This is a genomic window from Dyella sp. SG609, assembly GCF_012275375.1.
Taxonomy (GTDB): domain Bacteria; phylum Pseudomonadota; class Gammaproteobacteria; order Xanthomonadales; family Rhodanobacteraceae; genus Dyella_D; species Dyella_D marensis.
In genome coordinates this window covers 1-21,208 of the sequence record NZ_JAAZQJ010000015.1, presented here as the reverse complement: position 1 = coordinate 21,208, position 21,208 = coordinate 1, and the positions used below count along the sequence as shown (strand labels likewise).

The following is a 21,208-nucleotide window of genomic DNA, read 5'->3' as shown; positions in this document are numbered from 1 at the left end:
CGCGAACTTTTCCGCTTCGATGGGGTACATTGCTTCGTCGCTGCGCCGCTCGGGCCCACGACCATTCCGCCGTTTTTCCTTCCGCTCCGGACATGATCGAAACCGAACAGCTCACCCGTCGCTACGGCACGCTCACCGCGGTCGACGCGCTCAGCTTCCGCGCCGAACCGGGACAGGTGCTGGGCCTGCTCGGTCCCAACGGCGCCGGCAAATCCACCGTGATGCGCATGATCGCCGGCTTCCTGCGGCCCACCGCGGGCACCGCGCGCGTATGTGGCCACGACGTGCGCAAGGAATCGCTCAAGGCCAAGCGCGCGCTCGGCTACCTGCCCGAAGGCGCGCCCAGCTACGGCGAGCTGACGGTGCGCGAATTCCTCACCTTCATCGTGCGCTCGCGCGGTCTCCCGGCCGACCAGGGCTTCCGGCGCTTCGAGGAAGTGGTCGGCCATCTGCAACTGGAGGAAGTGCTCGACACCTGCATCGAGACCTTGTCCAAGGGCCTGCGCCGCCGCGTCGGCCTGGCCCAGGCGATCGTGCACAACCCGCCGGTACTGATGCTGGACGAACCCACCGACGGTCTGGACCCGAACCAGAAGCACGCCGTGCGCCAGCTGATCGACACCATGGCGCGCGAGCGCACCATCCTGATTTCCACCCACCTGCTGGAAGAAGTCCACGCGCTGTGCAACCGCGTGGTGATCATCGCCAACGGCCGCCTGCTCGCCGACGCCACGCCGGCGGAACTGGAAGCGCGCTCGCGCTATCACGGCGCGGTGTCCTTCAGCGCGCCGGGCAGCGGCGTGTCGCAGGAGATGCTGGGGCGCCTGCCGCAGGTGGCCTCGATCGAAGTGGATCCGCTGGACGGCCGCATCACCGTGTTTCCGCGGCCGGGCGAACGCATCCTGGAACCGGTGGAATCGCTGCTGCGCCAGCAGGGGCTGGAGGTGTCGGAAATCCAGCTCGAACGCGGCCGCCTGGACGAAGTGTTCCGCCAGATCACCACCGGCCAGTCCAGGCCCGGGCCCGTGCGCGAGGCCGGCGCATGAGTCCCGTGATGGCGGTCGCACGCCGCGAACTGCGCAGCTTCTTCGTCACGCCGGTGGCTTATGTCTTCCTGGTGATCTTCCTGGTGCTGGCCGGCATCCTCACGTTCTATGCCGGCGATTTCTACGATCGCGGCCAGGCCGACCTGCAGCCGTTCTTCGTGATGCATCCGTGGCTGTACCTGCTGCTGGCGCCGGCGGTGTCGATGCGCATGTGGGCGGAAGAGGCCAAGGGCGGCACGCTGGAGCTGCTGCTCAGCCTGCCGATGACGCTGGCGCAGGCCATGCTGGGCAAGTTCCTGGCCGCGTGGTTCTTCATGGGCATCGGCCTGCTGCTGACCTTCCCGATCTGGATCACGGTGAACTACCTGGGGTCGCCCGACAACGGCGTGATCGTCGCCGGCTATCTCGGCAGCTGGCTGATGGCCGGCTCCTTCCTGGCCATCGGCGCCTGCCTGTCGGCGCTGACGCAGAGCCAGGTGGTGGCCTTCATCCTCACCATGGTGGTGTGCTTCCTGCTGCTGCTCGCGGGCCAGCCGCAGGTGCTGGATTTCCTGCAGGGCTCGGTGCCGCGGCGCCTGCTCAACGGCGTGGCGCACCTGAGCCTGCTGCGCCACTTCGAGGCGATCGCGCGCGGCGTGCTGGACGTGCGCGACGTGCTGTACTTCGTGCTGTGCATCGCCTCCTGGCTCACCGCCGGCGTGCTGGTGCTCGACCTGAAGCGCACGCCATGAGCCTGCTGCGTCCCACTTTTTCCCGCCGCGTGCGCGTGATCGGCCTGCTGATCCTGCTGGTGGCCGTGTCGGTGACCCTGGCCGTGGCCGGCAGCCGCTGGATGCGCGCCACGCGCTTCGACCTCACCTCGGACCGCCTCTACACCCTCACGCCCGGCACCGTGCGCATCGTGGACAAGCTGCGCGCGCCGCTGCGGCTCACGCTGTATTTCTCCGAGCACTCCACCCGCGACCTGCCGCAGCTGCGCAGCTACGAGCAGCGCGTGCGCGAGCTGCTGCAGGAAATGGTGGCGCGCTCGCACGGCCGCCTGCGCCTGCAGGTGGTGGACCCGGTGCCGTATTCGGACGACGAAGCCGCCGCCGAAGGCAGCGGGCTCAGTCCGCTGAGCGGCGGCACCAACGGCGAGCGCGTGTTCTTCGGCCTGGTCGGCACCACCTTGGCGGGCCTGCAGGACGGCGAGGCCGACACCGAGACGCGTCCCGGCGCCAAGAACCTGGCCATCCCGCTGTTCGATCCGGGCCGCGAGACCTTTCTCGAATACGACGTGGCCAAGCTGCTGTACGAGCTCAACGAGCCGGCCAAGCCGCATATCGGCGTGATCAGCAGCCTGCCGGTGCAGGGCAATCCGGTGCTGGGCGAAGAACCGTGGACGGTGATCCGCCAGCTTGGCCAGCTGTTCGAAGTGAAGTCGCTGGACCCGAACAAGCTCGATCGCGTGGGCGACGACATCCAGGTGCTGCTGCTGATCCATCCCAAGCACCTGTCCGACGCCGCGCTGTATGCGATCGACCAGTACGTGCTGCGCGGCGGCCACCTGGTGGCCTTCGTCGATCCATATTCGGAACTGGACACCACGCCCTTCGTCGACAGCAACGGCGTGATCGACGACCACGACTCCGACCTGCAGCGCCTGTTCGAGGCCTGGGGCGTGCAGTTCGATCCGCAGAAAGTGGTGCTGGACCGCTCGCGCGCGCTGCGCATCGAGCTGGCCGACAACAGCGCGGCCAACCATCCGGCCATGCTCGGCCTCACCGGCCAGGAGCTCAACCACGGCGACGTCACCACGGCGAGCCTGCAGCGCATCAATCTGTCCAGCGTGGGTTACCTGGATCTCTCGCCCAAGGCCACGACGCGCCTGCTGCCGCTGATGCAGACCACCACCGACGCCGAAGTGGTGCCGGCGCAGCGCGTGCGCGAAGCCACCACCGACCCCAATGCCCTGCTGGACGGCTACAAGGCCGACAACACCCGCTACGTGGTGGCCGGGCGCGTGCGCGGCAGCTTCCCCTCGGCTTTCCCGGAGCGCGCCAAGCAGCCGGGCTTTATCGCGCAGGCCAATGCCGAAGTGATCCTGGTGGCCGATACCGACCTGCTCACCGACCGCCTGTGGGTGTCGTACTCGCAGAGCCTGCTCGGGCCGCTGCAGCTGAGCGCACTGGCCAACAACGGCGACTTCGTCACCAACCTGGCGGACAACCTCAGCGGCTCCTCCGAGCTGCTGTCGATCCATGGCCGCACCAGCTCGCAGCGCCCGTTCACCCGCGTGCTGGCGCTGCAGGCGGCGGCGGACCAGAAGTTCCTGGCCAAGAAGCAGGAGCTGCAGCGCGAGCTGGCCGTCACCCGCAGCCGCCTGTCCGAGCTGCAGCCGGCCAAGGCAGCGCGCGGCGACAACGCCGGCACCGAGCAGCGCGCGGAGATCGAGCAGTTCCTGCAGCGGCAGCTGGCGATCAACAAGGAGCTGCGCGACGTGCAGCACCAGCTCAACGCCGAGATCGACGCGCTGGGCCTGCGCCTGAAGTTCCTCAATATCGTGCTGGTGCCGGCCCTGGTCACGCTGTTCGGCCTGGCCTACGGCTGGCGGCGCTCGCGCCGTAACCGGCGCCGCGCATGATGCGGGCATCTGCCGCAGTCCCGCCGGCAAGGGGCGGGACTATGCTTGGCGCCTGCCGTGCGCCGGGATCCGAACCGCGATGATGTCCAGCCTGCTCAAGTGGATCGTGCCCTGGGAGTTCTCCTGGGTCTTTCTGCTGAGCTTCCTGGCGATCTGCGCGCTGTATCTGCGCGGCAGCCGCCGGCTGCCGGTGAGCTTCAGCCGCAGGCTCTCGTTCTGGACCGGCATGGCCATCGTCTACGTGTCGCTGCACACGTACTTCGATTACTACGCCGAGCACGAATTCTTCATGCATCGCATCCAGCAGGTGCTGCTGCATCACCTGGCGCCGCTGCTGCTGGTGGCTTCGTATCCGGGCACGGTGCTGCGCGCGGGCCTGCCGCTGGCGTGGCGCGCGCGTGCGCTGCGGCCGCTGGAGCGTTCCTGGCCGTGGCGCGCGGTGACCGGCGTGCTGCTCAATCCGGCGGTGGCCACGGTGCTGTTCGTCGGCTTCATCCTGATCTGGCTGATCCCGGCGATGCAGACGCTGGCGATGCTGGACTGGCGCATCTACCGCTTCATGAACTGGTCGATGATGCTCAGCGGGCTGAGCTACTGGTGGCTGGTGCTGGACCACCGTCCCCGTCCGCCGGGGCGGATGACGCCCGGCGTGCGCGTGCTGTCGCCGGCCATCACCATGAGCCCGCAGATTCTCGCCGGCGCCATCGTCACTTTTTCCAAGAGCGATCTCTATCCGATCTTCGAGATCTGCGGCCGCGCCTTTACCTTCAACGTGCTGACGGGTCAGCTGGTGGGCGGCGTGATCATGTGGGTGCCGGCGGCCCTGATCGAATCGATCGGCGGCCTGCTGGCGCTGCGGCAGTGGGTGCGCCTGTCGCGCAACGGGCGGATCAAGTCCAAGCGGCAGCTGCAACTCGAGCGTAGGTTGGGGTGATAACCCCAACCATGCGGTGCCCATGCAGATGAGCGATGTTGGGGTTGCCACCCCAACCTGCGTCAGTGGTGGTGCATTTCCGGCATCTCGCCGCCATCCACCGTATTCGCCGGCTTCGCCTCGAACTCCGTATCCAGCGTGCTGCCATCGGCGAAGCGCAGCGTGACGCGCACCTTGTCGCCCACCTTCACCGGCGCGGCCGCCTTCATCAGCATCAGGTGATAGCCGCCGGGCGACAGCGCCGCCTTGCCATGCGCGGGAATCGGCAGCGCATCGACGCTTTCCATGCGGCCCATGCCGGTGTCGGTGCTGCTCTTGTGCAGCATCACGTCGGCGTAGGCCGGGCTGCTGGCCGAGCGCAGCGACACCGCGTGGTCGCCATGATTTTCCAGCACCACGTAGCCGCCGGCGGGCAGGGCGCCGGGCATCACGCGGATCCAGCCGCGGCTCGCCGCGACATGCTCGGCGTCGCCGGCACTGGCCGCGCCCGCGAACAGCAGGCCGGCGAGCAGGAAAGCGCAGCGTGCGTTCATGGCTTGGCTCCGGGGTCGAGCAGCAGATGCAGGTCGTGGACCAGGTCGTCCTGGGCGTCGGCGGCGGTGGAGAGCAGGCGCGCCTTGCCGTCGCGGTCGAACAGATAGATGGCCGAGCTGTGGCTCACTTCGTACTGGCCGTCGGCCTTGTCCGGTTCGCGCGTGTACGCGGAGCGATAGCGCTTGCTCAGCGCCTCCAGCGCGCGCGGTTCGCCGGACAGGCCTACGGCGCGCGGATCGAAGGCATTGACGTAGGCGTGCATCACGTCGGGCGTGTCTCGCGCGGGGTCGACGCTGACGAACAGGATGCGCGCGCCATCGGCGAGCGGACCCAGGCGCTGCATCACCACGTGCAGCTGCGCGAGCGTGAGCGGGCATACGTCGGGGCAATGCGTGTAACCGAAGTACAGCAGCACCACCTTGCCGCGGTAGTCGGCGCCGGTGACCGGCTTGCCTTGGTCGTCGACCAGCTTGAAGTCCAGGTCCGGCATATGGCCGGTGACATTGGTGAGCTTCCACGGCAATTCGTCGCCGCGCTGGCAACCGGCCAGCAGCAGCGCAGCGAGCAGCAGAGGGAGCAGGAACAGGCTGCGGACGAGGCGTCGGGGCTTCATGCGAGAATCCTGGAGCGGCATCGCGCCAGCATACGACACCGGCACGGCCGCCAGCCCGAGGACGCCTTTCCCATGCGACAAAGTGTCAGTTCCGCCGCCGGCCTGCTGGCCGGTTTCGCCGGCGCCAGCGCGGTAATCCTCGGTGCCTTCGGCGCGCACGCCTTGCGCGGTGTGCTGGACGAACGCGGCACCGAGCTGTGGCACACGGCGGTGAATTACCACGTGTGGCATGCGCTGGCCTTGTGCCTGGCGCTCTTCGTGCTCGACGCACCGCACCGGCGCCGCGCGGTGATCGCCTTCGCCATCGGCATCGTGCTGTTCAGCGGCAGCCTGTATGCGCTGGCGCTGGGCGCGCCGCGCTGGTTCGGCGCGATCACGCCGCTGGGCGGCGTGGCGTTTATCGCGGGATGGTTGCTGCTGGGCTGGGGTGCCGCGAAACGCAGTGGCTGAGGGTGTCAGGCCAGCGCTGCCAGCACCAGTTGCGAGCCGACGTGCAACACGAAATCTCCGGCGAAGTGCGCGACCATCGCGTGTTCCAGTCCGTATTTCCAGAACAGCCAGCCGCAGGGCAGGCCCACGATCAGATTGGGCAGCACGATGCGGACGATGGCCAGCGGGCTGCCGGCCATGCCGAGGCTGACGGCGGCAGGAAGATGCAGGGCGCCGAACAGCAAGGCCGCAACTACGATGGCGACGATGAACATCCATGGCCGTACGCCGCCACCCAGGCGCGCCATCAGCCACACCAGCAGGCTCATGGTGAACAGGCGGCACATGATCTCTTCGGTGATGCCGCCCTGGAACATCGCCAGTGCGCCGCGCCATGCCCAGTCCAGCATCCGCGCCGCGGATGGATGGCCGAGCTGCTGCCAGTCGGTGGTGATGGCGATGGTGGGCAGGGCGCTGAGGATGCCCAGCAGGATCGCCCACCACCACCGCTGCGGTGACCGCGGCGGCGGCTGGCGATAGACCCAGGCGCGCAGCCAGGGCGCGGTCAAGCCGTAGCGCTCGCCGAACCACAATCCGAGCCAGGCAAAGATGAAGCTGGGTGGGCCGTACTGAAGCAGTACCAACCCCGCTACGGTGAGGTGCGACATGTGCGCGCCGCCACGCTGCAGCGGCATCAGCACGCCGAATACGTAGGGCAGCAGCGCGAGCGTTGCGATGACCGCTGCCAACCCCAGCAGCAAGGCCAGCTTCAAGCGTGGTAGCGGTGCAGCGGGCAGGGCGGTCATGGCGATGTCCTCGCTCAGTGATGCGGTTGGATAAAGAACCCGGCCACCTTGCCTTGCGCATCGCAGGTGACCTTGGAGTCGATCGTGCTCTGGCCGTAATGCAGCGGCGTGAGCACGACGGTGAGATCGCCGGCCGGTACCACGGTCGCCGCGTCCCGCGCCCCGCGCTCGCCGAACTGCTGCGTCACCGCCGGCCAGATCTGGCCGAGTTTTTCCGGCAGCAGCTTGGCCTTCATGGTGTCGTTGAAATCGCCGGTGGCGCCGGCGTAGTCGCCTTTGTCGAGCGCGTCGAGCAGATGCGCCGAGGCGGTTTCGCACGGCGATTCGGCACGCGCGCCCGCCGCGGCGGACAAACAGATACCCAGGCAGACGATGACTGCCAGCGACTTCTTCACGGTGCGGTTCCCCTGTTCCTGTCGGTGTCGGATTGCGTGGATTTAGGTGGGATCGTCCTGGTCGTCCGCCACCGGCGCGGCCTGGCCGGCCTTGAGGCGTCCGCTCTTGCGCAGCGCTTCGCGCAGTACGTATTCGATCTGCGCGTTGACGCTGCGCAAGTCGTCGTCGGCCCAGCGCTGCATCGCCTCCAGCACGGCGGGGCTGATGCGCAGCGGATAGGCTTTCTTTTCGGCCGGCACGCGCGACTCGCTCAGCCGCCGTAGAGCGTGCCGGCGTTGACCACCGGCTGCGTGGCGCGGTCGCCGCACAGCACCACCAGCAGGTTGCTGACCATGGCCGCCTTGCGCTCTTCGTCCAGTTCCACCACGCCCTGCTGGCGCAGGCTGTCCAGCGCCATGGCGACCATGCCGACGGCGCCTTCCACGATGCGTCCGCGCGCCGCCACGATGGCGCTGGCCTGCTGGCGCTGCAGCATGGCCTGGGCGATTTCCTGGGCGTAGGCGAGGTGGCTGATGCGCGACTCGATCACGCTGACGCCGGCCTTGTCCAGGCGCGCCTGGATCTCATCGCGCAGATGGTTGTTGATCACTTCGCCGTGGCTGCGTAGCGAGGGCTTGCCGTCGTCGTGCGCGTCGTAGGGGTAGTTCTGCGCCATCTGGCGCAGCGCCGACTCGCTCTGGATATGCACGAAGTTCTCGTAGTCGTCGACCTGGAACACCGCCTCGGCCGTATCCACCACCTGCCACACCACCACCGCGGCGATCTCGATCGGATTGCCGTCGCTGTCGTTGACCTTGAGCTTGCCGCTCTCGAAGTTGCGCACGCGCAGCGAGACGCGCCGGCGGGTGAAGAACGGATTGGTCCAGCGCAGCCCTTCCGTGCGCACCGTGCCGGCGTACTTGCCGAACAGCTGCATGACCTGGCCTTCGTTCGGCGCGACCTGGAAGAAGCCCTTCAGCAGGAACGCGGTGAACACCAGCACGACCACGCCGCCGAAGAAGCCGGCCAGCGGCGGCTGGTGGCCGGCCGAGCTGAGTACCAGCCAGATGCCGAAGGCGCCCAGCAGCAGGCAGAAACCGACGAACGGGATACCGGCAAGCGAAAAACCCTGACGCTCATTCATGGTGATACCTCCCTTGGATGGGAGGTATCTGATATCAAAATGATGTCACTTGCAAGTGCCTAGTGGCTGCCACCGCCCCCGTTGCCCACCGGGGCGGCCGGTGCCGCCACCACCGGGGCCGTGCTCATGAACTCCCACGAGGGCATCACGTCGACGATCTGCATGGCGTTGAACAGATTGGTGATGGCGAAGAAATGCCAGGGGTCGCCGTCGCCGGTGTCCAGCGCGATATGCGTGCTGTCGAAGCGGCGCAGCGCCGCGTCGTAGCTTTGCCAGCGCCCGTCCACCCAGGCCTGCACCCATTCGTGCGGCACGAACACGCGCGAGGTGCTGGCGTAGCGGTCGGCGTAGACCATGCCGGTGACTACCCGCGCCGGAATACCCTGGGCGCGCGCCATCGCGGCCAGCAGCACGGCGTATTCGGTGCAGTCGCCCTGGCGCGTGTTCACCACTTCCAGCGCCGAGGCGTAGCCGATGTCCAGGCCGTGCTGGGTGATGTAGTGGCTGACGAAGCTGCGCAGCCGGCGCATCTTCTGCCGGTTGTCGACCGCCGTGCCGACGGCTTCGGCGGCCAGCGCGCGGATCGCCGGCGCGTCGGACTGCAGCCAGTCGTTGGCGCGCAGGTCTTCCGGCTGCGGCGGCGCCTGGCCGCCGGCGTAGGCGTTGCCGATGTCGATCTGCCAGTCGTGGCCGCCCAGGTGCAGCACGCGCTGTTCGTCGGTGTTGATGATCGGCGAGGCGATGTCGCCTTCGATGGTCAGCCGGTAGCGCAGGAAGGAATCGCGCAGGTTCGGCGTGAGCGGCCGCGGCGAATCGACCATGGCGGCGCGGAACATGTCCACGTCCTGCTCCGGCGCCAGCGCGCAGGCCTGGTCGCAGGCGATCATTTCCAGCTGCCGTCCGAGCATCGAGATGATGCCCTTGCGGGCGCGGCCCTGGCTGTCCAGCCACAGGTCCAGGATCTGGTCGCCGCGGTCCTGGTGCAGGCGCTGGCGCTGGTGGCTGAGCGTCTCGGTGCCGCCGGGCAGGTCGACCGGCTCGTTGCCCATCACTTCCACCGCCACGTCCATCACCTGCTGGGTGGCGGGGTCGAACATCGCCATGCGGTAGCGCAGCCCCGGCTGCTTCGCGGCATCGAGCATGGTGCGGCGCTGGGCGTCGTTGAGCAGGGCCTGGCCCGGCCAGGGGATATAGGCGTAGCGCGTGGCGCCGCCCACCGTGGTGGTGATGCGGAACGAGCCGTCGGCCTGGCGCTCGCCGTTCACCGTGCTGTCCATGGCGGACATCGAGGTGCGGGTGGAAAAGCCCAGCGGCTGGCCGGCGGTGCTTTCCACGCTGCGGATCATGTTGCTCAGCGGGATGCTCTTGCCGCTGCGGTTGAGCAGGATCGACAGTGTCTGGGTGGTGGTCACCGTGCCTTGCGCGGTGGCGCGGTCGATGCGCAGGTGGCCGATCTTGCGGCCGCCCAGCAGGACGCTCATCCAGGTGGTGTCGGCGGAGTTGCCGGGCGCGCTGTCGGCGGCCATGGTCCCGGCGACGGGACACGGCAACAGCAACAGCACCAGCAATAGCTTGGCGGTCTTCAGTCGCATATGCGTATCCGTGGGGACGGCTTGGATGACAGTGAATGCCGACTTAAGGCTGTCGTCAATGCGCAATGCAGCGAGACCGGAAATGGGCTGGGGCAAGGCTTGCGGGGCGCTTACGGGCGGCGCGGCTTTTTGCGTTTCCGGGCCGGTGGCCGGAAGCGTTTTTCCGCCCGGCGATTGTGCGAGGATCGGCGGATTCAACCAACCCGACAGTGCGGCGCCGGCCGCACCAACCAGGCAGGGAGCAGGCATGCAGTCCTCGGCATTTGCGCATTGGCTGGTAGTGATCGTGGAGACCTTCGCGGCGCTGTTCCTGCTGCTGCTGGCGATCGGCGTGATGGTGGTGCTGGTGGTGTGGCTGGTGGACCGCAACCAGACTTCCAACTCGGTGTTGCGCAACTTCCCGGTCATCGGCCACTTCCGCTACTGGTTCCTGCACCTGGGCGAATTCTTCCGCCAATACCTGTATTCCAGCGACCGCGAGGAAATGCCGTTCAACCGCGCGCAGCGCATGTGGGTGTACCGCGCGGCCAAGGACGTGGAAAACACCAACGCCTTCGGCTCCACCCGCGACCTGCACGCCGAAGGCCTGCCGTTCTTCGTCAACGCGCCGTTCCCCTCGCTGGGCCAGAGCCACGTCGTGCCCAAGCCGATCACGCTCGGCCCGTATGCGCGTGAGCCGTACAGCCATTCCTCGTTCTTCAACATCTCGGCGATGAGCTTCGGCGCGCTGTCCGCGCCGGCGGTGCGCGCGCTGTCGATCGGCGCGGCCAAGGCCGGCATCTGGATGGATACCGGCGAGGGTGGACTGGCGCCGTACCATCTGGAAGGCGGCTGCGACATCGTGTTCGAGATCGGCACCGCCAAGTACGGCGTGCGCACGCCGGAGGGCAAGCTGGACGACCAGAAGCTGCTGGACATCTGCAGGCACCCGCAGGTGAAGATGGTCAGCATCAAGCTGGGCCAGGGCGCCAAGCCCGGCATGGGCGGCCTGCTGCCGGGCGCCAAGGTGACGCCGGAGATCGCGGCGATCCGCGGCATCGCGGTGGGCGAGGACTCGCAAAGCCCCAACCGCCACCTCGACATCGGCAACGTGCGCGAGCTGATGGATGCGATCGCGCATATCCGCGAACTCACCGGCAAGCCCACCGGCTTCAAGGCGGTGTTCGGCGGCATGGAATGGATCGACGAGCTGTGCGAGGAGGTGCGCCGCCGCGGCATCGAGAGCGCGCCGGACTTCATCATCGTCGATGGCTCCGAAGGCGGCACCGGTGCCGCGCCGCAGACCCTGATGGAAGGCGTCGGCCTGCCGCTGCGCGAAGCGCTGCCGGCGCTGATCAACACGCTGATCACGCAAGGCCTGCGCGAGCGCATCAAGGTGATCTGCTCGGGCAAGTGCATCACCGCCTACGACGTGGCGTGGGCGTTGTCGATGGGCGCGGACTTCGTCAATTCGGCGCGCGGCTTCATGCTGGCGCTGGGCTGCATCCAGTCGCTGCAGTGCAACCGCAATTCCTGTCCCACCGGCATCACCACGCAGAACCCCAAGCTGCAGCGCGGCCTGGTGGTGACCGACAAGAGCGAGCGTGTCTATCACTACGCCACCAACGTGATGCGCGAGGTCGGCATCATCGCGCACAGCTGCGGCGTGGAAGAGCCGCGCGAACTGGACCGCACGCATTGCCGCGTGATGGGCGACGACGGCATCTCGGTGCCGCTGGTGAAGCTGTTTCCGTATCCGGAGGGCTACGTCCCGCAGGCGTAGGTTGGGGTGAGCCGCAGGCGAACCCCAACGATACGATGCGTTTGAACGTGACGATATTGGGGTTCGCCTGCGGCTCACACCAACCTACGGCATGTCCACCCAGCCGTCGACGGTGCGGATCTGCAGCGGCTGGAAGTGGCGCTTGTAGTCCATCTTCGGATGGCCTTCGATCCAGAAGCCCAGGTAGATCCACGGAATGCCGCGGCGGCGCGCCAGTTCCACCTGCTGCAGGATGGCGAAGGTGCCCAGGCTGCGCTCGGTCTCGTCCGGCTCGAAGAAGGTGTAGACCGCCGACAGGCCGTGCAGCGACACGTCGGTCACCGCCACGCCGAGCAGGCGCGGGCCCTGGCGCAGTTCCAGGAACAGGGTGGGGCTCCACGGCGCGGTGAGGAAGCGGCGGAAGTCGCTGGCATCGGCCTCGTCCATGCCGCCGCCGGGATGGCGCTGGCGCAGGTAGCGCTCGTACAGCGCGTGGCGCTCGCTGTTGTAGCCGGCCATGGATTCCACTACCTGCAGGTCGGCATTGCGCTTCAGGCAGCGCCGCTGCGAGCGGCTGGGGCGGAAGCGTTCCACGTCGATGCGGCAGGGCGTGCAGGCCCGGCAGCTGCTGCAGTAGGGAAAGTACAGATGCCCGCCGGCACGGCGGAAGCCGCGTTCCAGCGCCGGCCCGTACAGCTGGTCCAGATGCGGGGCCGCCGGATCGATCACCAGGTTCTGCGCCGTGCGGTCGGGGAAATACCCGCAGGCGTGGGGCAGGGTCTGGAAGAGGCGGACGCGATCGGAGCGCATGGCAGATTCTACGTCCGAGGCGGCTTGCCGTGACAAGCGTCTCAAATCCGCTGCACCGGGCCCGTCCATACGGTGTAGGACGGTGCCTAGGCCGCTACCGGGTCAGATCACCCCCATGTAGCGCAGCATCACCACCACGAAGGCGCCGGCCACCGCCAGCATCACGATCCGGCGCACCCGGTTGGCCACGCTGCCGCGGCGCGCGTCGGGGCTGGGGTTGCGGGCCAGGGCCAGTTCCTCGGCGTGGCGGATCACCGGTTCGATGCCCAGCTCGCGCAGCAGGGTGCGGGCGCGGGTGTAGTCGTCGGCCTTGCTGATCCAGACCTGTTCCCAGCGGTCGCGGTTTTCCTTGCGCTGGGAGTAGCTGAAGCGCTCGTAGCTGCGCTTGTTCCAGTTGGAGCGGTTCTCGATCGAGCATTCGATGCCGTGCTCGCCGAGCATGGAGGCGACGCGGTCGATGTTTTCGGGACGGGGCGAGGTATAGATCTGGCGCATGGGGCGATGTTACTCCGTCGGCTCAGGGGCGCAGCCGGATCAGGCCTTCCTGCGCGGTCGAGGCCACCAGCCGCCCGTCGCGGCTGAAGATCTGCCCGCGCGCCAGCCCGCGCGCGCCCTGCGCGGTGGGGCTGTCGAACGAATACAGCAGCCACTCGTCCACGCGGAACGGGCGGTGGAACCACAGCGCGTGGTCCAGGCTGGCCATCTGCACGTTGTGCGTGTAGTACGAAATGCCGTGCGGCAGGGTGGCGGTGCCGATCAGGTTGAAGTCCGAGGCGTAGGCGAGCAGGGCGCGGTGCAGCACGTCCGAATCGCCCACCGGCGCGGCCACGCGGAACCAGATGTGCTGGTAGGGCGGGCGCTTGCTCGGGTGCAGCTTGTCCTGCGGCCACACGTGGCGGAATTCGATCGGCGCTTCCAGGCCCAGCCAGCGCTGCAGTTTCTCCGGCAGCTTGGCCAGCTTGTCCGGCGGCAGCGGCTGCATCGGCGCGATGTCTTCCGGCGCCGGCACTTCGGGCATGGCGGTCTGGTGCTCGAAGCCGGTTTCCTCGATCTGGAACGAGATCGAGCCGTTGAGGATGGGCTGGCCGTGCTGGATCGCCACCACCCGGCGCGAGGAGAACGTGCCGCCGTCGCGCGTGCGCTCCACGCTGTAGACGATCGGCGCGTCGATATCGCCGGCGCGCAGGAAATAGGCGTGCAGCGAATGCGCCGCCCGCGAGCCGTCGACCGTCTGCTGCGCGGCCGACAGCGCCTGGCCCAGCACCTGCCCGCCGAACACGAAGCGCGTGCCGATGTCGCGGCTCTGGCCGCGGAACAGGTTGTCTTCCAGGCGTTCGAGCTGCAGCAGGTCGACCAGCTCGCGGACGTGGTTTTCCGTCATGTCTAAGCAATCCAAGGGGGAATCGGGCCGGCGGCCCGCGCCGCGAATTATAGCCGCGCCGGGCCCTTCACCCCTTCCCTCTTCACTCCTGGACCGGCCGCGCCGGCAGGCGGTGCAGGCCGCTGCCGGCCAGCACCTGGTCCCAGGGGAACATCGGACCGGGGTCGAGCTTGCGCGGCACTTCGCGGCCGGGGTCGTCGCTGGCCGGCAGGCGGGCCAGGTCGAGGTCCTCGTGGCCGGCGATATCGCGCAGCCGGGGGAATTCGCTGCGCAGCTGGGCCAGCAGGGCGCGCAGGGCGTCGATCTGGGCGGCCGGGTAGGGTTCGGTCATGGTCTGGTTGCCGGCATGCCACCAGTCCGGATAGCGGCCCCGGTTGACCAGCTCGATGCCGATCGAATGCGGATTGAAGCCGCGCACGTGGTGCGCCACGCGGGTGCCGGGCACGTAGCGCCAGGTCGAGCCGTCGCGGTCGATGTAGTAGTGGCCGCTGTTGCCGGTGCCGCTGTCGTGCACGATGCGCTCGCCGTATTCGCGGGCGGTGGCCAGATCCGGCAGTTCGGTGCAGTGGATGACCACCAGTTCGACGGCGTCGGCGGGGCGTTCGGGGAGGAGATCGACGTACGGAAGAAAGTGGTCGCGGATGCTCATGCCGGCGAGTCTCGCATGCGGCCCGGTATCATGGGCGCCTTGTACCTGCTCGTTGGAGACCGCGATGCGCGGCCAGATCATTCTTTCCCACGGTTCGGATTCCGGCCCGGATGCCACCAAGGTCAGCGCGCTGGCCGCCATCGCCGAATCGCTGGGCTGGTCCACGCAGCGGCCCGATTACCGCGAAGACGACCACCACGGCTACGCCGCCTCGGTGGCGCCGCGGGTGGCGCGCCTGCGCGCGGCCATCGACGCGCTGGAGGCGCCGCCGGTGCTGGTCGGCTCCAGCATGGGCGCGTTCGCTTCGGGCCTGGCTTCGCTGGAGCGGCCGGTGGCCGGCCTGTTCCTGCTGGCCACGCCGGTGGCCATTCCCGGCTACCAGGCGGCCTTCGACCTGCGCCAGGACGTGCCGACGCTGCTGATCCACGGCTGGCACGACGAACTGTGCCCGCTGGACGACCTGCACGACTTCGCCCGCCGCCGCAGCCTGCCGCTGCTGGTGCTGGACGGCGACCACCGCCTGAGCTCCAGCGTCGACACCATCGGCGCGCAGTTCCGCCTGTTCCTCGACGGCCTGACCCTCGGTAGCGTGTCGTCCCTCGACCGCATGGCGGGCGTCCAGTGAGCGCCTACTTCGCCACCTGCCCCAAGGGCCTGGAATACCTGCTGCGCGACGAGCTGGCCGCGCTGGGCGCCGAAGACGTGCGCGAGGCGCTGGCCGGCGTGTACTTCTCCGGCCCGCTGGAGATCGCCTACCGCGCCTGCCTGTGGTCGCGCCTGGCCAGCCGCGTGCTGCTGCCGCTGGCGGAATTCGACGCGGCGGACGGCGACGCGCTGTACGCCGGCGTGGAAGCCATCGACTGGTCGAAACACCTGGCCGCTCACGGCACCCTGGCGGTGGAGGCGGTGACCGCGCAGAGCAAGCTCACCCACAGCCAGTTCATCGCGCTGCGCGTAAAGGACGCCGTGGTCGACCAGTTCCGCCAACGCGACGGCTCGCGTCCGGACGTGGATACGGACGAACCCGACGTGCGCATCCACCTGCGCCTGCGCCGCGACCGCGCCACGCTGTCGCTGGACCTCGCCGGCGCGCCGCTGCACCGCCGCGGCTGGCGCGAAATGCAGGGCGACGCGCCGCTGAAGGAAAACCTCGCCGCCGCGATGCTGGTCCGCGCCGGCTGGCCCGCCATGTATGCGCAGGGCGGCGCGCTGCTCGATCCGATGTGCGGCTCCGGCACTTTGCTGATCGAAGGCGCGCTGATGGCCGCCGACGTGGCGCCGGGCCTGCGCCGCGAATATTTCGGTTTCCTCGGCTGGCTCGGCCACGACATCGCGGTGTGGCGCAGCTTGCTGGAAGAAGCGCGCACCCGCGCCGAAACCGGCCTGCGCGCGCTGCGCCCGTGCTTCTTCGGCAGCGACTCCGACCCGCGCATGGTGCAGACCGCCAAGCGCAACGCGCAGGAGGCCGGCGTGGCCGGCTTCCTCACCCTGGACCGCCACGACGCGCTGCACGTGGCGCCCCCGCCCGGCTATGAGCGTGGCCTGGTCATCACCAATCCGCCCTACGGCGAGCGCCTGGGCGAGCGCGAGGCGATGCCCAAGCTGTACCGCGCGCTGGGCGAAACGCTGAAGCAGCGCTTCGCCGGCTGGCATGCCGCCGTGCTGGCCGGCGATGCCGAACTGGGCCAGGCCATTCCGCTGCGCGCGAACAAGAAATACGCGCTGTACAACGGCGCGCTGGAAACCGTGCTGCTGCTGTTCGAGTTGCGCGCGGCCGGCGACACGCCGCGCGAAGCCAAGCCGCTGTCGGCCGGCGCGCAGATGCTGAAGAACCGCCTGGAGAAGAACGTCCGCCATCTGCGCAAGCGGCTGGAACGCGAAGCCATCCATTGCTGGCGCGCCTACGACCAGGACCTGCCGGAATACGCGGCGGCCATCGACGTCTACGGCGACGCCAAGGGCGGCCAGTGGCTGCACGTGCAGGAATACCGCGCGCCGGCCGACATTCCCGCCGAGACCGCGCGGCTGCGCCTGCGCGAGATCGTGCGCGTGGCCGGCGAAGTGTTCGGCGTGCCGCGCGATCGCGTGGCGCTGAAGACGCGCGAGCGCGGCAAGGGCGGTTCCAAGTACGGGCAGTTCGACCAGCGCGGCGAGTTCGTCCCGGTGGAGGAGGGCGGCCTGCAGTTCCTGGTCAATCTCACCGACTACCTGGATACCGGACTGTTCCTGGACCACCGCCTGGTCCGCGCGCGCCTGCGCGAGCTGGCCGAGGGGCGGCGCTTCCTGAACCTGTTTGCTTATACCGCCACCGCCAGCGTCTACGCGGCGGCGGGCGGGGCGCGCGACACCACCAGCGTGGATCTGTCCGGCACCTATCTGGACTGGGCTTCGCGCAATCTCGCCCTGAACGGATTCACCGGGACGAAGCACCGGCTGATGCAGGCCGACGCGATGGAGTTCCTGCGCCACGAACGCGAGCGTTACGGGCTGATCTACGTCGATCCGCCGACCTTCTCCAATTCCAAGCGGGCCGACGACTTCGACGTGCAGCGCGACCACGCCCGCCTGCTGCTGGCCTGCGCGGACCGGCTGGCGGGCGACGGGGTGATCGTGTTCTCCAACAATTTCCGCCGCTTCACGCTGGATCGCGCGGCGCTGGAAGAGCGCTTCGAGATCGAGGACTGGAGCGCTGCCAGCATCCCGTTCGACTTCGCCCGCCGGGCCGATATCCACGGCTGCTGGGTGCTGCGCCTGCGCGCCGAAGAGTCGCCCTGGGGCGACAGCGTGCGGCATATTCACAACCGGGGTAAACGCTAGGAAAACGGGGTGAAAATGCTCAGTCCGGATTCAGCCCTCCGGCCCGAGCATGAGCACCGGCAGACAACGCCGGAACGGCCCTCCGCACCACCCTTTCCCGGACCGCCCGCACCGTTGCCGCCGCTCTCTCGGAGACCGAAAGCCATGAACAAGTCGAAGCCTTCCAGCCTCAAGCGCGTGGTCCTTGCCGCCGCCGTGCTGCTGGGTTGCGCGGCCGCCGCCCCGTCCTTCGCCCGCAGCCACGTCAGCGTGGGCATCGGCGTCAATCTGCCGGGTGTCAGCATCGGCTACTCCGACGGCTACCGTGGTCACTATCGCCACCCGTATTACGGCGGCGGCTATTACGCCGGCGGTTACTACGCGCCGCCTGTCTACTACCGTCCGGCGCCGCGCGTGGTGTATTACGACGAACCGGTGGTGGTGGAGCGCCCGGTGTACGTGCGCCGCGTGTACGAAGAGCGCGGCTACTACAGCGACGGCTATCGCACCAGCCGCTATTACGACGGCGATTGATTCCGCCGCGATGCGCAAAAAGAGAGCCCGGCCTAAGCCGGGCTCTTTCGTTTCATGGCGCGTCCGTCATGGCCGCGTCGGCGGCGTGCCGCCGTTGCTGAGGAAGCCGTGCTGCGACGCGTGCTTTTCGAGCTTCTCGAACTTCGCCTTGTCGATCTTGCTCACCGACTGGATCGCGCAGGGCGGCTGGTCGCGCGAGATCACGCTTTCGCCCACCTCGCCGCATACCGCGCCCAGGCCGGCCGCGCGGTTGGAGTCGTTGGCGCGGAACAGCAATTGCTGGCCGATGCCTAAGCGCGGGCAGTCGGCGGTGAGCTTGACCAGGTAGCGGTCCGGACCGGTGCGTGCGATCACGGTGCGGTTGTCCACGACATACCATTCGTTGACGCGATCCGGACGCAGGCATTCGCTGACCGGACGCATCGGCTGGCGCTCGGGTGCCGGACCGTCGGCATGAGCCATGCCGGTGGCGGTGGTCATCGCAAGCAGCAACATGGCGGTGACGGTTTTCATAGGGGTACCTCTAGGGGTGACAGTGCTGCCCGTTGCCGGGGCCCTTGCCTGGTGAAACCACCGACGTCGTGCGCGCGCATTTGAGCGCCGCCCGGCCGCCGCGTGTCAAGCCTTTGCCATCGCCGGATCACGGAAATTGAACGGTTGCTACGGCAAGGTATCTGGATGCGGGTCCTCGAGTCGCCAAGCCCTTCCTATAACGTTCGACGGGGCATTTCGTTGCAACGGAGGCCCGCGTGAGCCTGTCGGATCTCGCCTCGCGCGCCGAGTCGCTGGCGCAGCGCTTCCATCGCGTGCGCAGCCGCACCCTCGGCTTGTCGGCCGGCCTCAGCGCCGAGGACATGATGGTGCAGTCGATGCCCGACGCCAGTCCGGCCAAATGGCATCTGGCGCACACCACGTGGTTCTTCGAGCAGTTCCTGCTCGCCCGCGATCCGGCCTGGCATCCGCCGCATCCCGAGTGGCACTACCTGCTCAACTCCTACTACCAGACGGTAGGCCCGATGCATGCGCGTCCGCGCCGCGGCCTGCTGTCGCGTCCCAGCCTGGACGAGGTGCTGGACTATCGCCGGCGCATCGAAGACGCGGTGGCGCAGCGCATCGAAGCCGGCCTCGACGCCGCAGGCGCAGCCATCGTCGAACTCGGCCTGCAGCACGAACAGCAGCATCAGGAACTGCTGCTCACCGACATCCAGCACGCGCTGTGGTGCAACCCGCTGCATCCGGCCTACGACGCAGCGCTGCCGTCCGCGCAACACCGTGTGCCCGTCGAATCGATGCGCTACATCGACGGCCGCGAGGGCATCGTCGAGATCGGCCACGACGGCCATGGCTTTTCCTTCGACAACGAAGGCCCGCGGCACCGCACCCTGCTGCAGGCGCATGCGCTTGCCAACCGCCCGGTGACGAACGAGGAATTCCGCCTGTTCGTGCAGGACGGCGGCTATCGCGAACCCGCGCTGTGGCTTTCCGATGGCTGGGCCACGGTGCAGGCGGAAGGCTGGCAGCATCCGCTGTACTGGCAGGACGACCTCGACAGCGCCTACGGCCTCGGCGGCATCCGCGCGCTCGATCCCGCCGCGCCGGTGTCCCAGCTCAGCTATTTCGAAGCCGACGCGTTCGCGCGCTGGGCCGGCGCGCGCCTGCCCAGCGAAGCGGAATGGGAAAGCGCGGCCTCCACCCAACCGGTGCACGGCAACCTGCTCGACGAGCGCGCGCAAGCGCCGCGCGCCGCCAGCGGCGAAGGCCTGCTGCAGATGTACGGCGACGTGTGGGAATGGACCGCCTCGCCTTACGTCAGCTATCCCGGCTTCCAGCCGTTGCCGGGTGCGCTGGGCGAATACAACGGCAAGTTCATGAACGCTCAATGGGTGCTGCGCGGCGGCTCCTGCGCCACGCCGCGCGAGCATATCCGCGCCAGCTACCGCAACTTTTTCCCCGCCCAGGCGCGCTGGCAGTTCGCCGGCCTGCGCCTGGCACGCGACCGGTAAGCGAGATAACAACAATGAGCCTGCAAGCCCTGGAACCCCGCGACGACGACCGTCGCCCACCCGCCAGCGAACTGCTGGAAATCGTGCAGCGCGGATTGCGCGCGCAGCCCAAGCGCCTGCCGTCCTGGCTGTTCTACGACGAGCGCGGCAGTGAGTTGTTCGAGCAGATCTGCGAGCAGCCGGAGTACTACCTCACCCGCGCCGAGATCGCCCTGCTCGAAGCGCATGCCGGCGACATCGCCCACACCCTGGGGCCGGACGTGCGCCTGGTCGAATACGGCAGCGGCAATGCGGTGAAGACGCGCCAGCTGCTGGAGCACCTGGTCTCGCCGGTGTGCTACGTGCCGGTGGAAATCGCCTCCGAAGCGCTGGCCGCCAGCGTGCAGCGCCTGGCCGCGCGTTTCCCGTCGCTGCCGATGCAGCCGCTGCATGCCGACTTCACCCGCCCGCTGCGCCTGCCGATCCCGCCGCGCGCGCCGCGCCGCACGGTCATCTACTTCCCCGGTTCCACCATCGGCAATTTCGAGCAGCGCGAAGCGATCCAGCTCCTGCGCACCATGCGCGACGAAATGGGCGAGGCCGGCGGCGTGCTGATCGGCGTGGACCTGAAGAAGGACGCCGCGCGCATCGAGGCTGCCTACAACGACGAGGCCGGCGTCACCGCCGAGTTCACCCTCAATATGCTGGCACGCCTCAACCGCGAGCTGGGCAGCGATTTCCGCCTCGACGCATATCGCCACCGCGCGCATTACAACCCGTTGGCCGGGCGCATCGAGACGCACATCATCAGCACCTGTGATCAGAAGGTGCGGGTGGGGCGGATGCTGGCCAGTTTCGGCGAGGACGAGGCGATGCTGGTGGAGTACAGCTGCAAGTATTCGCCGGAGGATTTCGCCGCGATGGCGCATAAGGCGGGGCTTGAGGTGGCCAAGGTTTGGCTGGATCCGGAGGAGTTGTTCTCCGTGCAGTATCTGGTGCGTCGCGCTGGCTGATTTGATCGGGTTTTCGCGGTGGCGCGATTTGGGCGCTTATGCAGTGGGCATTTTGGGTTGCTCGCTATTTCGGCGTAGGGCGGGATCTTTTTGCGGGATCGCCTGGTTTTGGCGGTGACGCGAACTGGCCGCTTATGCAGCGGGCATTTCGGACGCCTGCCGGCGCCCGAGTCACTTTTTCTTTGCTGGCCCAAAGAAAAAGTAAC

23 protein-coding genes are annotated in these 21,208 nt (G+C 68.2%); 11 read left to right on the top strand and 12 right to left on the bottom strand.

The window, feature by feature from the left end; all coding sequences use genetic code 11:
* Positions 1–92 precede the first annotated feature (92 nt).
* The 4 genes from FHW85_RS20360 (at position 93) to FHW85_RS20345 (ending at position 4,603) form a co-directional block, all read left to right on the top strand.
* The gene (locus FHW85_RS20360; RefSeq protein WP_167257781.1) at positions 93–1,046 is read left to right on the top strand and encodes an ABC transporter ATP-binding protein; all 954 of its coding nucleotides are present in this window, start codon (positions 93–95) and stop codon (positions 1,044–1,046) included.
* Positions 1,043–1,777, top strand: coding sequence for an ABC transporter permease subunit (locus FHW85_RS20355; protein ID WP_167257780.1), 735 nt, complete (start codon positions 1,043–1,045; stop codon positions 1,775–1,777). Before FHW85_RS20360 ends, FHW85_RS20355 begins: the two co-directional genes overlap by 4 nt.
* Positions 1,774–3,669, top strand: coding sequence for a GldG family protein (locus FHW85_RS20350; RefSeq protein ID WP_167257779.1), 1,896 nt, complete (start codon positions 1,774–1,776; stop codon positions 3,667–3,669). The genes FHW85_RS20355 and FHW85_RS20350 overlap by 4 nt, the downstream gene beginning before the upstream one ends.
* 79 nt (positions 3,670–3,748) lie before the next feature.
* Complete coding sequence (locus FHW85_RS20345) at positions 3,749–4,603, top strand: cytochrome c oxidase assembly protein (protein ID WP_167257778.1); 855 nt, start codon at positions 3,749–3,751, stop codon at positions 4,601–4,603.
* A gap of 62 nt (positions 4,604–4,665) precedes the next feature.
* On the opposite strand, the gene FHW85_RS20340 is transcribed toward FHW85_RS20345, so the two are convergent.
* A complete protein-coding gene (locus FHW85_RS20340; RefSeq protein ID WP_168649485.1) occupies positions 4,666–5,136 on the bottom strand; it encodes a copper chaperone PCu(A)C in 471 nt (156 codons plus the stop codon).
* Complete coding sequence (locus tag FHW85_RS20335) at positions 5,133–5,750, bottom strand: SCO family protein (RefSeq protein WP_168649484.1); 618 nt, start codon at positions 5,748–5,750, stop codon at positions 5,133–5,135. Before FHW85_RS20335 ends, FHW85_RS20340 begins: the two co-directional genes overlap by 4 nt.
* Positions 5,751–5,822: 72 nt before the next feature.
* On the opposite strand from FHW85_RS20335, the gene FHW85_RS20330 reads away from it, so the two are divergent.
* Positions 5,823–6,200, top strand: a complete 378-nt coding sequence (locus FHW85_RS20330; RefSeq protein WP_167257775.1) for a DUF423 domain-containing protein — start codon at positions 5,823–5,825, stop codon at positions 6,198–6,200.
* 5 nt (positions 6,201–6,205) lie between these two features.
* On the opposite strand, the gene FHW85_RS20325 is transcribed toward FHW85_RS20330, so the two are convergent.
* The 5 genes from FHW85_RS20325 to FHW85_RS20305 are packed head-to-tail and all read right to left on the bottom strand — an operon-like array spanning position 6,206 to position 10,096.
* Positions 6,206–6,985: a CPBP family glutamic-type intramembrane protease gene (locus FHW85_RS20325; protein WP_168649483.1), complete on the bottom strand. Its 780-nt coding sequence runs from the start codon at positions 6,983–6,985 to the stop codon at positions 6,206–6,208.
* Between the two features lie 14 nt (positions 6,986–6,999).
* Positions 7,000–7,380 (bottom strand): DUF3887 domain-containing protein, encoded by a 381-nt coding sequence (locus FHW85_RS22455; protein ID WP_168649482.1) that lies wholly within the window; start codon positions 7,378–7,380, stop codon positions 7,000–7,002.
* 42 nt (positions 7,381–7,422) lie between these two features.
* Positions 7,423–7,620, bottom strand: coding sequence for an Arc family DNA-binding protein (locus FHW85_RS20315; protein ID WP_167257772.1), 198 nt, complete (start codon positions 7,618–7,620; stop codon positions 7,423–7,425).
* An 11-nt stretch (positions 7,621–7,631) separates the two neighbouring features.
* Entirely contained in the window at positions 7,632–8,504 is an 873-nt protein-coding gene (locus FHW85_RS20310; RefSeq protein WP_167257771.1) for an SPFH domain-containing protein, read from the bottom strand.
* 59 nt (positions 8,505–8,563) lie between these two features.
* Positions 8,564–10,096: a transglutaminase-like domain-containing protein gene (locus tag FHW85_RS20305; protein WP_168649481.1), complete on the bottom strand. Its 1,533-nt coding sequence runs from the start codon at positions 10,094–10,096 to the stop codon at positions 8,564–8,566.
* A gap of 247 nt (positions 10,097–10,343) precedes the next feature.
* Here FHW85_RS20305 and FHW85_RS20300 point away from each other — a divergent pair, with 247 nt between their 5' ends.
* Complete coding sequence (locus tag FHW85_RS20300; RefSeq protein WP_168649480.1) at positions 10,344–11,858, top strand: FMN-binding glutamate synthase family protein; 1,515 nt, start codon at positions 10,344–10,346, stop codon at positions 11,856–11,858.
* An 84-nt stretch (positions 11,859–11,942) separates the two neighbouring features.
* Here FHW85_RS20300 and FHW85_RS20295 read toward each other — a convergent pair whose 3' ends face one another.
* The 4 genes from FHW85_RS20295 to FHW85_RS20280 all read right to left on the bottom strand — a co-directional run bounded on the left by FHW85_RS20295 (position 11,943) and on the right by FHW85_RS20280 (position 14,677).
* Complete coding sequence (locus FHW85_RS20295) at positions 11,943–12,647, bottom strand: arginyltransferase (RefSeq protein ID WP_167257768.1); 705 nt, start codon at positions 12,645–12,647, stop codon at positions 11,943–11,945.
* A gap of 102 nt (positions 12,648–12,749) precedes the next feature.
* Positions 12,750–13,142 carry a hypothetical protein gene (locus tag FHW85_RS20290; RefSeq protein WP_168649479.1) on the bottom strand — a complete coding sequence of 131 codons (393 nt, stop codon included), beginning with the start codon at positions 13,140–13,142 and terminating at the stop codon, positions 12,750–12,752.
* 22 nt (positions 13,143–13,164) lie between these two features.
* Complete coding sequence (gene tesB / locus FHW85_RS20285; protein WP_167257766.1) at positions 13,165–14,028, bottom strand: acyl-CoA thioesterase II; 864 nt, start codon at positions 14,026–14,028, stop codon at positions 13,165–13,167.
* 82 nt (positions 14,029–14,110) lie between these two features.
* Entirely contained in the window at positions 14,111–14,677 is a 567-nt protein-coding gene (locus FHW85_RS20280; RefSeq protein ID WP_168649478.1) for an N-acetylmuramoyl-L-alanine amidase, read from the bottom strand.
* Between the two features lie 64 nt (positions 14,678–14,741).
* Between FHW85_RS20280 and FHW85_RS20275 the strand changes: the two genes are divergently transcribed.
* From FHW85_RS20275 to FHW85_RS20265, 3 genes are all read left to right on the top strand, one after another.
* Positions 14,742–15,302, top strand: coding sequence for an alpha/beta hydrolase (locus FHW85_RS20275; RefSeq protein WP_168649477.1), 561 nt, complete (start codon positions 14,742–14,744; stop codon positions 15,300–15,302).
* Entirely contained in the window at positions 15,299–17,494 is a 2,196-nt protein-coding gene (gene rlmKL / locus FHW85_RS20270) for a bifunctional 23S rRNA (guanine(2069)-N(7))-methyltransferase RlmK/23S rRNA (guanine(2445)-N(2))-methyltransferase RlmL (protein WP_168649476.1), read from the top strand. The genes FHW85_RS20275 and rlmKL overlap by 4 nt, the downstream gene beginning before the upstream one ends.
* Before the next feature lie 144 nt (positions 17,495–17,638).
* A complete protein-coding gene (locus FHW85_RS20265; RefSeq protein ID WP_167257762.1) occupies positions 17,639–18,007 on the top strand; it encodes a hypothetical protein in 369 nt (122 codons plus the stop codon).
* A 66-nt stretch (positions 18,008–18,073) separates the two neighbouring features.
* Here the strand turns inward: FHW85_RS20265 and FHW85_RS20260 are convergent, their stop codons facing one another.
* Positions 18,074–18,520, bottom strand: coding sequence for a DUF6491 family protein (locus FHW85_RS20260; RefSeq protein WP_167257761.1), 447 nt, complete (start codon positions 18,518–18,520; stop codon positions 18,074–18,076).
* A 236-nt stretch (positions 18,521–18,756) separates the two neighbouring features.
* Here FHW85_RS20260 and egtB point away from each other — a divergent pair, with 236 nt between their 5' ends.
* A complete protein-coding gene (gene egtB, locus FHW85_RS20255) occupies positions 18,757–20,010 on the top strand; it encodes an ergothioneine biosynthesis protein EgtB (RefSeq protein WP_343203718.1) in 1,254 nt (417 codons plus the stop codon).
* A 14-nt stretch (positions 20,011–20,024) separates the two neighbouring features.
* Positions 20,025–21,002, top strand: a complete 978-nt coding sequence (gene egtD / locus FHW85_RS20250; protein ID WP_168649475.1) for an L-histidine N(alpha)-methyltransferase — start codon at positions 20,025–20,027, stop codon at positions 21,000–21,002.
* Positions 21,003–21,208: the final 206 nt, after the last annotated feature.

Coding starts and splice junctions, on each gene's coding strand:
- FHW85_RS20360 (WP_167257781.1), top strand. CDS start 93: ATGATCGAAACCGAACAGCTCACCCGTCGCTACGGCACGCTCACCGCG.
- FHW85_RS20355 (WP_167257780.1), top strand. CDS start 1,043: ATGAGTCCCGTGATGGCGGTCGCACGCCGCGAACTGCGCAGCTTCTTC.
- FHW85_RS20350 (WP_167257779.1), top strand. CDS start 1,774: ATGAGCCTGCTGCGTCCCACTTTTTCCCGCCGCGTGCGCGTGATCGGC.
- FHW85_RS20345 (WP_167257778.1), top strand. CDS start 3,749: ATGATGTCCAGCCTGCTCAAGTGGATCGTGCCCTGGGAGTTCTCCTGG.
- FHW85_RS20340 (WP_168649485.1), bottom strand. CDS start 5,136: ATGAACGCACGCTGCGCTTTCCTGCTCGCCGGCCTGCTGTTCGCGGGC.
- FHW85_RS20335 (WP_168649484.1), bottom strand. CDS start 5,750: ATGAAGCCCCGACGCCTCGTCCGCAGCCTGTTCCTGCTCCCTCTGCTG.
- FHW85_RS20330 (WP_167257775.1), top strand. CDS start 5,823: ATGCGACAAAGTGTCAGTTCCGCCGCCGGCCTGCTGGCCGGTTTCGCC.
- FHW85_RS20325 (WP_168649483.1), bottom strand. CDS start 6,985: ATGACCGCCCTGCCCGCTGCACCGCTACCACGCTTGAAGCTGGCCTTG.
- FHW85_RS20310 (WP_167257771.1), bottom strand. CDS start 8,504: ATGAATGAGCGTCAGGGTTTTTCGCTTGCCGGTATCCCGTTCGTCGGT.
- FHW85_RS20305 (WP_168649481.1), bottom strand. CDS start 10,096: ATGCGACTGAAGACCGCCAAGCTATTGCTGGTGCTGTTGCTGTTGCCG.
- FHW85_RS20300 (WP_168649480.1), top strand. CDS start 10,344: ATGCAGTCCTCGGCATTTGCGCATTGGCTGGTAGTGATCGTGGAGACC.
- FHW85_RS20295 (WP_167257768.1), bottom strand. CDS start 12,647: ATGCGCTCCGATCGCGTCCGCCTCTTCCAGACCCTGCCCCACGCCTGC.
- FHW85_RS20290 (WP_168649479.1), bottom strand. CDS start 13,142: ATGCGCCAGATCTATACCTCGCCCCGTCCCGAAAACATCGACCGCGTC.
- tesB (WP_167257766.1), bottom strand. CDS start 14,028: ATGACGGAAAACCACGTCCGCGAGCTGGTCGACCTGCTGCAGCTCGAA.
- FHW85_RS20280 (WP_168649478.1), bottom strand. CDS start 14,677: ATGAGCATCCGCGACCACTTTCTTCCGTACGTCGATCTCCTCCCCGAA.
- FHW85_RS20275 (WP_168649477.1), top strand. CDS start 14,742: ATGCGCGGCCAGATCATTCTTTCCCACGGTTCGGATTCCGGCCCGGAT.
- FHW85_RS20265 (WP_167257762.1), top strand. CDS start 17,639: ATGAACAAGTCGAAGCCTTCCAGCCTCAAGCGCGTGGTCCTTGCCGCC.
- FHW85_RS20260 (WP_167257761.1), bottom strand. CDS start 18,520: ATGAAAACCGTCACCGCCATGTTGCTGCTTGCGATGACCACCGCCACC.
- egtD (WP_168649475.1), top strand. CDS start 20,025: ATGAGCCTGCAAGCCCTGGAACCCCGCGACGACGACCGTCGCCCACCC.